The following is a 13,254-nucleotide window of genomic DNA, read 5'->3' on the forward strand; positions in this document are numbered from 1 at the left end:
TCGGCGCCCCGCCCGGTGATGACCGCGACGTGAAGGCCCGCGCGCTGTCGGGCAACGAGTTCACCGCCGTATGCGTGGTGGCCGCGTTGGTCGGCGCGCTGGGACTGCTGGGCTTCATCAACAGCTTCGCCGCGGTGATGCACGCCGCCGAACCGTCCTTCGGCCGGCTGGCCTGGACGGTGCCGCTGGGCATCGACCTGGGCATTGCGATCTTTGCCGCGCTTGACATCGTGCTGGCCCGTCTCGACATGCGGGTTCGGTGGCTGCGGTTCATCGTCTGGGCGCTGACCGCCGCGACGGTCTACCTGAATGTGGCCGGCGAGGACACGGTGTTCGGCCAGGTGGCGCACGCCCTGTTGCCGTGCCTGTGGGTGGCCGCTGTGGAGATCGCCGCGCACGTGGTCAAGGTCCGCGCCGGCATCGCCGCGGGCACTCGGATGGATCGCATCCGGGCGTCACGGTGGCTGCTGGCACCGATCCGGACGGCCGCGCTGTGGCGCCGGATGGTGCTGTGGGAGATCCGCAGCTACCCGACCGCGCTGGAACGCGAGCGTGCCCGGCTGCTGGTGAAAACCGACCTACAGGACACCTACGGCACGGTGGCGTGGCGGTGGAAGGCGCCCCGCCGTATCCGCGCCCTGTACCGACTCGGCGAACTGGCCCCCGCCCTCGGTGACGCCCCGTCCGCCGGTGAACCGACTGCGCTGGCCGACACTGGCCGGCCAGCCCTGGAGGCCGGAACGTCGGACACGCCGGCCGCCGGCATGGCCGACACGACCCCTGACACCAAAGCGGACAACACGCCGGACAACGCACCCGACACACCGGCGGACAGCGCTCCGGACGCCGGCACGCCCCGAGTGTCCGCCATGAAGCGGCCCCGTCCGTCTGCCCGCAGGACCAGCGGTAAGTCCGCCAAGCGAAGTGACCGGCTGGCGGACAAGGCGCGTGCGCTGCTGACCGCCAACCCGGACATGACCGGCGCCGAGTTGGGTCGCCGCCTCAAGGTCTCCGAACGCACCGGCGCCCGCCTGCGCGCCCGCGTCCTGACCACTACCAACCCCACCCACGAACCCGCACCTGAACCCGCTATGGCCGCCGCCGGAGGTGACGCCTGATGACCACCAACGAGCCCATGGGCGAAGTCATCAACCTGCCTGTTCGCCCTGACCCCGCCCCGCCTGCCACTGCGGCGGCCGGCGCCGATGGTGGCGCCCGCCCGCCGTTCCCGCCCGCCCCGGCGACCAGCGACCCGGACGGCGCCGACCACGACGCCGGCGAGGTGCTGGAGGGCACGGTTCTGGTTGACCAGCCCGACACCGGCCGGCCGGACATCCGGGCACGGATGCTGGCCGACACCGGGCAGCGCCGACCGATCATCGCCCCATGGCTGCGCGACCGCGACGAAGCCCGCGCGACGGCGCGGTGGGCGGTCGGCTACGCCGGCCACGTGGCCGGCTACCACGCCGCCCGCGTCCCGCTGTACGGGCTGCGGCTGGCACTGCGCTCGCCGCGCGGACTGTGGCGCGTGCTGATCGGCACGTGGCGATGGACGTGCGACGCCGAAGCCATGCCGCTGCGGATGCACGCCGCCGACCGCAAGGACGCCGACACCTACTTGAAGCTGCTGCGCGAGCGTGACGACCGCGTGCGGTGGCGCCGCATCGTGGCCGGCGCCGGACTGGCCGGTACCGGACTGGCCGCCTCGGCAGTGATGGCCGCCGATGGACTGACGCAGGCCGGCGTACTGGCCGGACTGGTGGCGGTGCTGGGCTGGATCGGCACCCCACAGGACAAGCGCATTCTCGACACCGCGGTCGTCTCGACCAAGGCCCCGAAAATCACATCGGAAATCGTGGTTCGGGCGCTGGCATCGCTCGGTATCGCCGAGATCAACAAGGCGGTCGCCGCTACGGGCGGCAAGGACTGGTTCCCCGCTCCGATCACCCGCGACGGCCCCGGCTGGCGGGTGGAACTGGACCTGCCGTACGGGGTGACCGCCAACGACATCATGGAACGCCGCGCCAAGCTCGCGTCCGGGCTGCGTCGCCCGCTGGGCTGTGTGTGGCCCGAACCGGGCGAGGAAGACGAGCACGCCGGCCGACTGGTGCTGTGGGTCGGAGACCGGCCGATGTCCAAGACCAAGCAACCGGCGTGGCCACTGGCCAAGGTCGGCAAGGCGGACCTGTTCCAGCCCGCCCCGTTCGGCACCGACCAGCGCGGCCGGTTCGTCGAGGTCACGCTGATGTTCGTGTCGGTGATCATCGGCGCCATCCCGCGCATGGGCAAGACGTTCATCCTGCGTCTGCTGCTGCTGATCGCCGGCCTGGACGTGCGCGCCGAACTGCACGTCTACGACCTCAAGGGCACCGGCGACCTGTCCCCACTCGCTCCCGTCGCGCACGCCTACCGGGCCGGCGACGAAGATGAGGACATCGCCTACGCGCTGGCCGACCTGCGCGCCCTGCGCACGGAGCTGCGCCGCCGCACGAAAGTGATCCGCAACCTGCCCAAGGACCGCTGCCCGGAGAACAAGGTCACCCCGGAGTTGGCGTCTGACAAGGCGCTGGGGCTGCATCCGATCGTGGTCGGGGTGGACGAGTGCCAGGTGTGGTTCGAACACCCCAAGCACGGGGCGGAGTTTGAGGAGATCTGCACCGACCTGGTCAAGCGTGGCCCGGCGGTCGGGATCGTGCTGATCCTGGCCACTCAGCGCCCCGACGCCAAGTCCCTGCCCAAGCCCATCTCCGCCAACGCCGGGATGCGGATCTGCCTCAAGGTCATGGACCACGATGCCAACGACATGGTGCTGGGCACGTCGGCGCATAAGACCGGCATCAAGGCCACCATGTTCAGCCTGTCCGACAAGGGCATCTGCTACCTGCGCGGCGAGGGCGACCACCCTCGCATCGTCCGCTCGATGTACATCGACGCCCCCACCGCCGAGACCATCGCCCACCGCGCCCGCGCCATGCGCAAGGCCACCGGCTACCTGACCGGATACGCGGCCGGCACCGACCACACCCCCGACACCGGCGACGAGGCCACCATCCTGGCCGACATCCTGGCCGTCACCACCGACACCGAAGACAAGATCTGGTCTCACGTGCTGGTGGACCGGCTCGCCGACCTGCGTCCCGCCGTGTACGGGCCGTGGGCCGACCTGCCCCCGAACACCAGCGAGACCGACGCCAAGACCGCCAAGGCCACCGCGCTGGCCAACGCCCTCAAGCCGTACGGCATCCGCACCGTGCAGGTGAATCGGACCGGCCCTAACGGCGAGCGGGAGAACAGCCGCGGCATCGTCCGCGAGCACATCGCCGCCGCCCTCGACAAGACCCAGAACGCCGGACGGTGACCGGTCGGAGAGGGGTCTACGGGTAGACCCCGCCCCCGCTACCCGTAGACCCCCCTCGTAGACCCCAAACCCGCCCGTGATCAGGCATGTAGCCCGTAGCCCCGCCTGCCCGAAAAACCCCAGACCAGCCCCCAGGAGGCCCCCCATGCCCGCCCTGCTGGCCGCCGCTACCGACACCGCCACCCACCCCGCCGCGCTGCTGGCGCTGGCCACGCTCGCCGGCATCGCCTACGTGATCCACTGCGTGATCTGGCCGTTTGGGTCATGCCGTAAATGCGACGGCGCCGGCAAGTTCCGCTCACCGTCCGGCCGCGCGTGGCGCTACTGCAACCGCTGCGGCGGCAACGGCGCCCGCATCCGCACCGGCCGCCGCATCTGGACCTACCTCAAGCACACCCACGACCGCGACCGCCGCACCCGCTGACCCACCACGCAGAGGAGCACCGCCATGAACGCCCCCAAGGTCCGCGTCGTCAAGGTCCGCCTGTCCGGCGAGGGCGATGACGCCGGCTCGGTCGCCGAACTCCTGTCCCGGCTGCTGCCCGAACTGTCCGAGGGTCGTTGCCAGGTCGGCGAGATCTCCCCGGCCTACCCCAACCGCCGCGGCGGTGGCGCCCGCCGCTACTTCGACCTCTACCTGATCGAGCCCGGACCCGGCGCGGACGCCACCCAGCCGGGACGACCCAGCATTCCCCAGCCGTAAGGCCAGGAAGGTGGCCCGGCGCACAGCCACCAAGCACGCCCGCCGGGCCACCCCTTGCCCCAACCGATCAGGCCCGAAGGCCACGAAGGGAGCACTCTCACCATGTCACACCAGAGTCCGCCCGTCCCGACCCCGCCGGCCACACTCGACTCTCCTACCCGTCGGCCGCGGCACAAGTGGCAGCGCCGCGACGCATACAACGCCACCTGCGAGCGCTGCGGCACGCACGCCCAGAAGCGTCCTTCGCCGTACGGGCGCCGATGGTTCACCGAGTGGCGGCTTCCGGACGGCACGTACGTCAACAACTACGACGGCCGACCGGCCCCGCCATGCCAGCCGGCGGGAGGTGAGCAGGAGTGACCGCCCCCGGCCTGATGAGGGCTGCGCTCGCGCACGCCGAACGCGGGTGGTGCGTGTTCCCGTTGCGGCCCGGCGACAAGCGGCCGGCGCTGCGTGCTGACTGGGAACGCCGCGCGACCGCTGTCGACAAGGCCCGCATCCGCCGGTGCTGGGAGCACGCCGCATACAACGTCGGGATCGCGTGCGGCCCGTCTGGGCTGATCGTGGTGGACCTGGACGTACCGAAGGCGGGGGAGCGTCCGCCGGCCGAGTGGGCGCGCGAACCCGGTATCAACGACGGCGCCGACGTGTTCGCGGCGCTGTGCGAGCGGCACGGCCAGCCGTTCCCGTTCGACACGTACACGGTGCGGACCGGCCGCGGCGGGATGCATCTGTACTTCACCGCGCTGGCCGGCCTGGAGCTGCGCAACAGCGCCGGCCGGTTGGGCTGGCTGATCGACACCCGCGCCCGTGGTGGCTACGTGGTGGCCGCGGGAAGCATCGTCGCCGGCCGCGCCTACACGGTTGTGAGCGATGCCGCCCCCGCCCCGTTGCCCGGGTGGCTGGCCGGCCTGCTCACCGCGTCGGACCGGCCGGCCGGCGGCCCGGCGAGGATGCCGGAGATACCGCGGGAGCACGCCGCGGGCTACGCCGGCGCCGCGCTGCGCGGCGAGGTTCAGCGCGTTCTCGACGCGACCCCGGGCAACCGCAATCACACCCTGAATCAAGCGGCGTTCGCGCTGGGCCAGCTCGCCGCCGCGGGGATGCTGCCCGAACCGTTGGTGTTCGACTGCCTGTTTGCGGCTGGCCAGCACATCGGACTGTCGGCGCGCGAGTGCGAGGCGACCATTCGCAGCGGCTTCACCTCGGGCGCTCGCCGGCCGCGGATGGGGGCGGCATGACCAGCGCTGACCAGATCCTCGCCGCGGTGGGCGCCGATCAGCAGTTGGCCGCCCTGCACGCCCAGCCCTGGGACGACCCCGTACCGTTGGGCGTTCGCCGGCGCACCCTGCCGACGTTCCCGACCGACGCCTTGCCCGAATGGGTGGGCGCCATGGTGGCTGCGGTCGCCGAGGAAACCCAGACCCCGCCCGATCTTGCCGCGTGCGTGGCGCTGGCCGCGCTATCGACGGCCGCGGGCGGTCGGGCGCTGGTCAACGTGCGCGGTTCGTGGGTGGAGCCGGTGAACATCTTCACCGTGGTGGCGATGCCGCCCGGTTCCCGCAAGTCGCCGGTGTTCCGGGCGATGACGCAACCCTTGCTCGCCGCCGAGAAAGACCTGATCGAGCGCATCAAGCCGCGCATCATCGAGGCCGAGTTGGCGCTTCGGGTGGCGCGCGCCGCGGCTGAGAAGACCGCCGCCGTTGCTGCCAACAGCGGCAAGCCGGGTGGTGACCCGGACAAGCTGGCCGAAGCGACCGATGCCGCCATGGTTGCCGAGTCCATCACAGTGCCTGTCCAACCGAAACTCGTGGTGGACGACGTGACGCCGGAAACGGCAACGTCGCTGTTGGCTGCCCAGGGTGGCCGGCTGGCGGTGTTGTCGGCCGAAGGCGAGATTTTCAACATCATGGCCGGCCGCTACTCCAGCACGCCCAACCTGGGCGTGTTCCTGAAGGGCCATGCCGGCGACATGCTCAGGGTGGACCGGCAAGGCCGGCCAGCCGAGCACATCGACCGGCCGGCGCTCACGCTCGGGATCGCCGTTCAGCCCGAAGTGCTCGCCGACCTTGCCCGGACCCCCGGTTTCCGCGGCAAGGGCTTGCTCGCGCGCATCCTGTACGCCATCCCACCCAGCAACGTCGGATACCGGGAAGCCGAACCCGACCCGGTTCCCGACCGGATCACCGAGACCTACGCCGCCAACCTCGCCCGGCTCGTCAGCGTGATGCACGACTGGGATGACCCCGCCCGGCTGCTGCTTGCTCCGGACGCGCGTCCCGTGTTCCTGGCGCACCGACAGCGCACCGAGGAACGCCTGCGGCCCCACACCGGCGACCTTGCCCACATCGCCGACTGGGGAAGCAAGTACGACGGCGCCGTTGCCCGCATCGCCGGACTGCTGCACCTCGCCCAGCACATCGAAGACGGGTACCGGCACCCGATCAGCGCCGACACCATCAAGGCCGCCATCACCATCGGCGAGTACTACGCCCAACACGCACTCGCCGTATTCGACGCCATGGGCGCCGATCCCGACTTGGAAGCCGCCCGGACCATTCATGCATGGCTGGAGAAGCACCGGCCTGAACAGTTCACCGTTCGCCAGCTCTTCAACGGCATCCGCAGCGCCACCTACCGCAAGGTGGCCGACCTTCGCCCCGGCCTCGAACTCCTGGAGGAACACGGCTGGATACGACACCAACCCGCACCCGAACGCAAAGGCCCCGGGCGCCCCCCGTCCCCGACCTACCACGTTCACCCCTGCCTGCACGCCGGCGCACAGCCACCAAGCACGCCGCCGGCCACCCAGTGACAACCGATCACCCGAACGCCGAACGAGGGGAACGCCACATGAAGACTTCCCGTCGCCGTACCGAATGGCTCACCGTCGCCGAGGTGTGCGCCGAAATCAAGATTTCCCGATCCACCTTCTACGAGTGGCGCGCCAAGGGACTCGCCCCCGAGAGCGTCAAGGTCCCTAACGGGGGTCTCCGCATCAGCCGAGACGCCCTCGATGCCTGGTGGGACGCCCGTAAGGACAACGCCGCCTGATGAACACCATCACGTACGACGTTCGCATCTACAAAACCGAGGTCTACCGCGGCAAGCGCGTCACGACCTACACCGTCCGATGGAAGACCGGCACCAAGACGTGGAAAGAGCCCTTCCGCGTCAAGGCGCAGGCCGACAGCTTCAAAGCTGAGCTGCGCACCGCCGCGCGCAAGGGCGAGGCGTTCGACCTCACCACGGGGCGGCCGGTTTCGTGGGCGCGCGGCAACCACAACACCACGTGGTACGACTTCGCCGTGTCCTATGTGGACATGAAATGGAAACACGCCGCCGGCAAGTACCGCCGCGACATTGCCCGCGCACTCACCGCCGCAACGCTGGCCATGCTCGCCAGCCAGCGGGGGAAGCCGGATGACGGCGAGATCCGCAAGGCTCTGCGCAAGTGGGGATTCAACACCAAGAACCGTGATGCCTGCCCGGATGAATACACCCATGTCCTCAAGTGGCTGTCACGCAACACCAAACCCGTGATGGCCCTGGCGGACCCGGACGTGTTCCGCTGTGTGCTCGATGCCATCGCCACAAAGCAGGACGGGAAACCGGCCGCCGCTACCACCGTCGCCCGCAACCGTGCCGTACTCCACAACGCTTGCGAGTACGCGATCACACGGAAGCTGCTTGCCGCGAATCCGGTCAAGACCACCAAGTGGAAGGCGCCCAAAGCGTCTCACGAGGTAGACCGCCGATCCGTGGTGAATCCCGCCCAAGCGCGGCGGCTGCTCGATGCCGTTCGCGCCCAGGGGCGGAGTGGCCCGCGGTTGGTTGCGTTCTTCGCGATGATGTACTACGCCGGTCTACGGCCGGAAGAGGCCGTCAACCTGCGCGTCGAGAACATCACCCTTCCGCCTCTGGTGTGGAACGAAGAAACCCAGAAGTGGGAGCCGCCCGCCGATGACTGGGGAGAGCTCTATTTCTGCGAGGTCGCATCGGAGCCCGGCGCCGAGTGGACCGACGACGGCGCCCGCCGCGAGACGCGCCGACTCAAGGCCCGCGCGCAAGGGGAGTGGCGCCGAGTGCCGACGCCCCCACCGCTGACCAAGCTGCTTCGCTCGCACCTGGAGAAGTTCGGCCCGGGACCGGACGGGCGGGTGTTCTACGGCATCCGTGGGGGAGAGCTCCCGATGATCACCTACCGGCGCGCGTGGGAAGCCGCTCGCAAGGCCGTGTTCAGCCCAGCCGAGTACGCCTCGCCGCTGGCGAAACGACCGTACGACCTGCGGCACGCCTGCGTGTCCACCTGGCTCAACGGTGGCGTACCTCCGACCCAGGTCGCCGAGTGGGCCGGCCACAGCGTCGATGTACTGCTGCGTGTCTACGCCAAGTGCATCGTCGGTCAGGACAAGGCCGCCCGGCGACGCATCGAGGAAGCCCTACGCGAGGAACCCGGCGACGGCGACGGCAGCCAGGAGGGCACCCCCAAGGCTCCCTGAACTTCGGCACGTATTCGGCACAGACAGTCGTAGGAAGCCGACGCCAGCCGTAGACAGCCGGACAACACACGACAGCGCCCTACCGCGTTCCCGCAGGTAGGGCGCTGTTCTGCGCTGGTCTGGCGAGGCGCCCCCGGCAGGATTCGAACCTGCGACACACGGTTTAGGAAACCGTTGCTCTATCCCCTGAGCTACGGGGGCCTGATGCTGGTCAGAGCCTAGCGGACCCGCCCGGCCGTCCGCAGCGCAGCGTGATCATTGCATGCATATTGCACTGCGGCCCGGCAAGGTCCGGCGGCTCTGGCCGTCGTCCGGATACAGGGTACGACGCCAACCGAGCGTTCTGCGCGGGGCTATCTGGCTGGAACTCTTGTCGGCCACGACTGAGACAGCACCTGCGCTGCCAGAGGGCAAGGGGACCCGGAGCGCAGGGCCGGCCACGGCCCGAGCACCGGAAGCCCCGCGGCAGCACCTTAGAGCTTGTCCTACGTGGTGACCGCTCGTTGATCTTGGCGTGCCAGATGAACAGTGGAGCTGGATCGTCCCCGCCGGGCTGTGGGAGGTCGTACGGCCCTTGCTGCCGCGGCCGAACAAGCGTCCGCAGGGTGGCGGGACGGCGAACATCGATGATGAAGCGGTGTTCGCAGCGATCGTGTATGTCCTGGTCAGCGGATGTGCATGGCGGCATCTACCGCCATGCTTTCCGGCATCGAAGTCCACCGTGCACCGCAGATTCCTGATCTGGTCGCGGGCCGGGGTATGGGGTCGGCTGCACCAGGCGCTGCTGGACCGGCTCGCCGACCGGGATCTGCTCGATCTGTCTCGCACGGTGCTGGACTCGGCCCACGTACGGGCCAAAAAGGGGGCGAACACACAGGTCCGAGCCCCGTGGACCGAGGTAAGCCGGGTTCCAAGCTGCACGTTCTGTCCGACCGGCGGGGGCTGCCCCTCATGGTCGGCCTCTCGGCCGGCGACGTCCACGACGGCCACGGCCTGAGGCCGATGGTCGCCGGCCATATGAGACAGGCATCGGAGAAAGGGCCGAGCCGACGAATCGGCAAGCTCCATGCCGACAAGGCTTATGACCAGACTGACCTGCGGCGATGGCTGGCAAGACAGCGGATCAAACCCCGCATCGCCCGCAAGGGCATCGAACCCGATGACCGCTTGGGACGGCACCGCTGGGTCGTCGAGCGGACGATCGCCTGGCTGCTCGGTTACCGCCGCCTGACCCTCCGCTACGAACGCCATCCCCGCAACTACCTGGCCTTCCTCGGCTTGGCCGCCGCCCTCACCTGCTACAAGCGACTCATCAAGCTCACCACGTAGGACACGCTCTTAGCCACATCGGAGGTCTCATCCGGCAGGTTCGGTCTCCTGCGAGCCGCGGACCTGCTGGTCAGACGCGTTCGTGTGAGGGATCGGTGAAGGTGCCGTGCACCGCTTGGTGCGCAGAGCCTTGCCGTGGTCATGGGGCCGGTGGTCTGGTCAGGGGATCGGTGTTTCGGGAAGAGACCATGACCGTGGCAGGTCTTTCGAGTGGTCGGTGTTGACCACTCGGGGACGGCGATGGTGCCACCACCGGGTCGGGGGATCGTGCGGGTCGCAGGATGGCTGGTCGGGGGTTTGGAGAGGGACGGTCGCCTGTCGGTAGCGGTCGTCGAGGGCTTGGAGCTCTGGCGCGCGCAGTTCCTGGATCCGAGCGGTGAGCATGGGCCAGGCGGTGTGGAGCCAGTCCCGACAGCGCAGGTCATGGTCCCATTCGTAGGCGAAGATGCTGTCGTACTCCTCCTGCTCGAGGGTTTCCACGAGCTCTCGCCAGGCGTCCATCATCTGGTTGAGGGTGACCACGGCGCCCCATCCCTGCTCGGCCAGCAGTCGTCCGGCGCGGTGGATGGACGCGTAGTCCTCTTCGCTCAACCGCTCACCGCCGTCCATAGGCGAAAGGGTCAGTCAGCGGCGACTTGAATGTCAACGCGATGAGATGGCTTGGCGGCTGGTGGTAGAACGCTCGGTTATGGGTGACGAGCGGCTGGCTGAGGTGGGGCGGCAGCTTCGGCGGTTGCGGGTGGCTGCTGGGCTGTCGGGGGCGGGGTTGGCTCGGCGGGCTGGGGTGCCGCAGCCGACGGTGTCTCGGGTGGAGACGGGGTGGCGGGTCGCTGATGCCGAGGTGGTGGTCCGGCTGCTGAGGGCGTTGGGGCTCGAAGCTGGGGAGTTCGAGCGGTTGGCCGGCCTGGTGCGTGAGCCGCCTGACCCTCGGGCGTCTGCAAAGGGGTTCCGTCTCGTGCGGAACCCCTTTGGCTGTTCCGCCCCGGCGAAGATGGCGCCATCTCGCTCGGACTATGCGCCGTTGGCGCTGTCCGCTGTCGGGTACCGGGCTTGCGCGAGGTCTTCGGTCAAGTCGCCGATGAGGATCTCTGGATTCAGCCGGGATACGAGATCCTGAGTCAGGGGGTGGAGCGCGTAGATGTGGCGTACCGCCTCGAGGTCTACGGGGACTTCGTAGTAGTCCTCGGCGAACTGCTGATAAGCCTCGGGGGACGGATTGGTGAGTAGTCCGAACAGGTCTGCCGATCCGTCAGGGTCGCTTTCGTTCTGCGGGTAGTCGATCTCGCCCACATGCCAGCGGTCGTCGTCGGCCTGGCGCCACAGACAGACGGTCACGATCGGGACGCCGTTCTCATCGCAGAAGGCCGGCTCCTGCACGCAGCTCCGGAAGACCTCGGGAACCGAGTCGAGCACTCCGGGCCACGGCTCGTGGTCCTCGTTCGCGTACGGGCTCATCACCGACTCATGGGCGAAGCCGCGGACATACGCACCGGCCGGGGAGAAGATGATCGAGTACTCGTCGCCGGAGCCGTTGCGCATCGAGGCCATCTCCTCCTCGCAGGACCAGTCCGCATTGAAGGAGTAGTAGCGGTACTCCCACTCGGGGCTGAGGATCGCCTCCAGCACTGCCAGGGATCGGCACAGGTCATGGAGCCTGGCGATGTCCGGTAGCAGTTGCGCCACGTCATGAGCGGTCATGCGCGCATCCAACCAGACGCTACGGACATGACGTTCACACGCCGGTGCCTCGGTCTCGTATCGGCCTCTCCGGGATGGGCGCTGGCGCTCCCGTGCTCACCTGCGCAAACGCGCCAAGATCATTCCGCGTATGTTCCGCGAACGCTGACAACCGGCCGCATGCGATGGCATATGGCTGCCTATGGCTGCAAAGGGACTGGGGGAGCGTTCGCCCTGATCAGGCGGGCTGTGAGTGTCCTGGCTGGGAGATCTTCGCGGGCGGGAAAACCCGCGTGATCGATTTAGGAAACCGTTGCTCTATCCCCTGAGCTACGGGGGCCTGGCGCAGGTAGAGCCTACTGGAGTCGATCCGGCGGCCGTGCGGGGTGGTTGGTCGTCGCCCGCGTGCGGTGCGTTCGTGCTCCGGGCGGTCCTGCGGCCACTGATCAGGGTAGCGGGTGCTTCTCGTGAACGCTTCTCGATTGGCGGTCGGTTGGGGTTGGGGCGGTCTGTGGTCTGGCTGCGGGTGGGGAGCGTCCTCGTGGTGGTGGGGCGGGTGGCCTGGGGCTTCGTTGGTTGGGGTGCGGCGTACGCGGAGAGTAGTCGGCTGGGGGCGGAGTGCTCGGGCGTGGGGCGGCGGGGTGAGCGTTGGGGTGGGATGCGGTCGTTGGTGTCTGTGGTGTGTTTGGTTGGGCTGTTTCGGTTGTGGTGAGGTCGATACCCTTCCATGTCGTGACAGGTCAGCATCGTGGGAAGCCCGCGCCCGTCCGGTGGCGGCGGCTCGCGCGCGGGAGAAGGGCGCTGGTCGGTGCCCTCGTCGTTCCCGGGCTGGTGCTGGGCGGGGTCGTCGTTCTGTGGCCCGATCCGGAGGCGGAGCGCAAGCCGCAGCGAGCGGTTGCGGGCGAGCAGGTCGAATCGGCCGTGCCGCGGACGACCCCCACCGTCCATCCGACGTTCGGGGAATACGTGCCGCCCAAGCGGAACGAGGCCACACCGCAGCCCAAGGTCAAGAGGAAGGCGCCGCGGCCTCAGGTGACGACCAGGCCACCGGGCCGGCAGACCAGACGGCCGGAGGCGGAGATCTGTGCCGAGTACGGACGGCGCAACCCTTGGGTGCGGCACTGGTGTGAACGTCACGGCTACGACTACGACGACCACGACAGGGACTGACGGGACCTCTCTGGTCCGTCCAGAGGCGTTCGGGCTCGCACTCGGTCGATTGATGGCCAGGCACGCTGCGTGGGGCACGTCGTGAGCTCTGGCGTTGATGCGGAGCCTCCGCCCAAGGCCGCCTTGCCTCGCCCTGCGGTCCGATCAGCAGCCGGCCGGGGGCTCATGTGCCCGAGGTGCTCGCGGATTGCTCTGATGGCTGTGCGCCGCCCTGAGTATCGAGTGATCGCCGCCTGAGCGATGTCTCGTAACTTGATCCGGGCGTCGCTGCCGACCGGTTGGCGGTTCGACCGGTGAGGGCGATTGTGCGGTGGCCTGGACGGGCGGCGGTGGTCGCGCATGATCTTGTAGGTCTTGAGCCGGGCCAGAAGGTGTTCGGCGCGGGCACGGATCTTTCGGTGGTGGCTGGAGGGCGTTCGCGACCCAGGTGTTCCCGCCGTTGACGTGCGCCGTGATCGGCGGGCCGAGGGGAGTGACCTATCTGCTGCTGGACGGGCGGTGCGGATCGATGCGGT

13 protein-coding genes, 1 tRNA gene and 1 pseudogene are annotated in these 13,254 nt (G+C 69.1%); 11 read left to right on the forward strand and 4 right to left on the reverse strand.

Features of this window, described 5'->3' with window-relative positions:
* The first annotated feature begins 29 nt into the window (after nt 1–29).
* The 8 genes from HNR21_RS11650 to HNR21_RS11685 all read left to right on the forward strand — a co-directional run bounded on the left by HNR21_RS11650 (nt 30) and on the right by HNR21_RS11685 (nt 8,563).
* Complete coding sequence (locus tag HNR21_RS11650; RefSeq protein ID WP_182705207.1) at nt 30–1,118, forward strand: DUF2637 domain-containing protein; 1,089 nt, start codon at nt 30–32, stop codon at nt 1,116–1,118.
* Nucleotides 1,118–3,358, forward strand: coding sequence for a cell division protein FtsK (locus tag HNR21_RS11655; protein ID WP_182705208.1), 2,241 nt, complete (start codon nt 1,118–1,120; stop codon nt 3,356–3,358). Before HNR21_RS11650 ends, HNR21_RS11655 begins: the two co-directional genes overlap by 1 nt.
* Nucleotides 3,359–3,503: 145 nt before the next feature.
* Nucleotides 3,504–3,782, forward strand: a complete 279-nt coding sequence (locus HNR21_RS11660; protein ID WP_182705209.1) for a hypothetical protein — start codon at nt 3,504–3,506, stop codon at nt 3,780–3,782.
* 24 nt (nt 3,783–3,806) lie between these two features.
* On the forward strand, nt 3,807–4,061 hold the full coding sequence (locus HNR21_RS11665) for a hypothetical protein (RefSeq protein WP_182705210.1): 255 nt from the start codon (nt 3,807–3,809) through the stop codon (nt 4,059–4,061).
* Nucleotides 4,062–4,417: 356 nt separating this feature from the next.
* A complete protein-coding gene (locus tag HNR21_RS11670; protein ID WP_220500133.1) occupies nt 4,418–5,302 on the forward strand; it encodes a bifunctional DNA primase/polymerase in 885 nt (294 codons plus the stop codon).
* Nucleotides 5,299–6,876, forward strand: a complete 1,578-nt coding sequence (locus HNR21_RS11675) for a YfjI family protein (protein ID WP_182705211.1) — start codon at nt 5,299–5,301, stop codon at nt 6,874–6,876. Before HNR21_RS11670 ends, HNR21_RS11675 begins: the two co-directional genes overlap by 4 nt.
* 38 nt (nt 6,877–6,914) lie before the next feature.
* On the forward strand, nt 6,915–7,115 hold the full coding sequence (locus tag HNR21_RS11680) for a helix-turn-helix transcriptional regulator (protein WP_182705212.1): 201 nt from the start codon (nt 6,915–6,917) through the stop codon (nt 7,113–7,115).
* Entirely contained in the window at nt 7,115–8,563 is a 1,449-nt protein-coding gene (locus HNR21_RS11685; protein ID WP_182705213.1) for a tyrosine-type recombinase/integrase, read from the forward strand. Before HNR21_RS11680 ends, HNR21_RS11685 begins: the two co-directional genes overlap by 1 nt.
* 128 nt (nt 8,564–8,691) lie before the next feature.
* Here HNR21_RS11685 and HNR21_RS11690 read toward each other — a convergent pair.
* Nucleotides 8,692–8,764, reverse strand: a tRNA-Arg gene (locus HNR21_RS11690).
* Nucleotides 8,765–9,077: 313 nt separating this feature from the next.
* On the opposite strand from HNR21_RS11690, the gene HNR21_RS11695 reads away from it, so the two are divergent.
* A protein-coding gene (locus HNR21_RS11695) for an IS5 family transposase (protein ID WP_182705030.1) occupies nt 9,078–9,892 on the forward strand; the annotation gives its coding sequence in 2 pieces (ribosomal slippage) (nt 9,078–9,420 and nt 9,420–9,892; 816 coding nt in all).
* Nucleotides 9,893–10,051: 159 nt separating this feature from the next.
* On the opposite strand, the gene HNR21_RS11700 is transcribed toward HNR21_RS11695, so the two are convergent.
* Complete coding sequence (locus tag HNR21_RS11700; RefSeq protein WP_182705214.1) at nt 10,052–10,501, reverse strand: hypothetical protein; 450 nt, start codon at nt 10,499–10,501, stop codon at nt 10,052–10,054.
* Between the two features lie 79 nt (nt 10,502–10,580).
* Between HNR21_RS11700 and HNR21_RS11705 the strand changes: the two genes are divergently transcribed.
* Nucleotides 10,581–11,009 carry a helix-turn-helix domain-containing protein gene (locus HNR21_RS11705; RefSeq protein ID WP_182708604.1) on the forward strand — a complete coding sequence of 143 codons (429 nt, stop codon included), beginning with the start codon at nt 10,581–10,583 and terminating at the stop codon, nt 11,007–11,009.
* Here HNR21_RS11705 and HNR21_RS11710 read toward each other — a convergent pair.
* Nucleotides 10,904–11,590: a hypothetical protein gene (locus HNR21_RS11710; protein WP_182705215.1), complete on the reverse strand. Its 687-nt coding sequence runs from the start codon at nt 11,588–11,590 to the stop codon at nt 10,904–10,906. The two genes, HNR21_RS11705 and HNR21_RS11710, sit on opposite strands and share 106 nt — an antisense overlap.
* Before the next feature lie 711 nt (nt 11,591–12,301).
* Here HNR21_RS11710 and HNR21_RS11715 point away from each other — a divergent pair.
* Nucleotides 12,302–12,739 carry a hypothetical protein gene (locus HNR21_RS11715; protein WP_182705216.1) on the forward strand — a complete coding sequence of 146 codons (438 nt, stop codon included), beginning with the start codon at nt 12,302–12,304 and terminating at the stop codon, nt 12,737–12,739.
* 302 nt (nt 12,740–13,041) lie between these two features.
* Here the strand turns inward: HNR21_RS11715 and HNR21_RS36620 are convergent.
* Nucleotides 13,042–13,140 (reverse strand): annotated as a pseudogene (locus tag HNR21_RS36620) (IS5/IS1182 family transposase); the annotation flags it as partial.
* Between the last annotated feature and the right edge of the window lie 114 nt (nt 13,141–13,254).

Source organism: Thermomonospora cellulosilytica, assembly GCF_014138835.1.
Taxonomy (GTDB): domain Bacteria; phylum Actinomycetota; class Actinomycetes; order Streptosporangiales; family Streptosporangiaceae; genus Thermomonospora; species Thermomonospora amylolytica.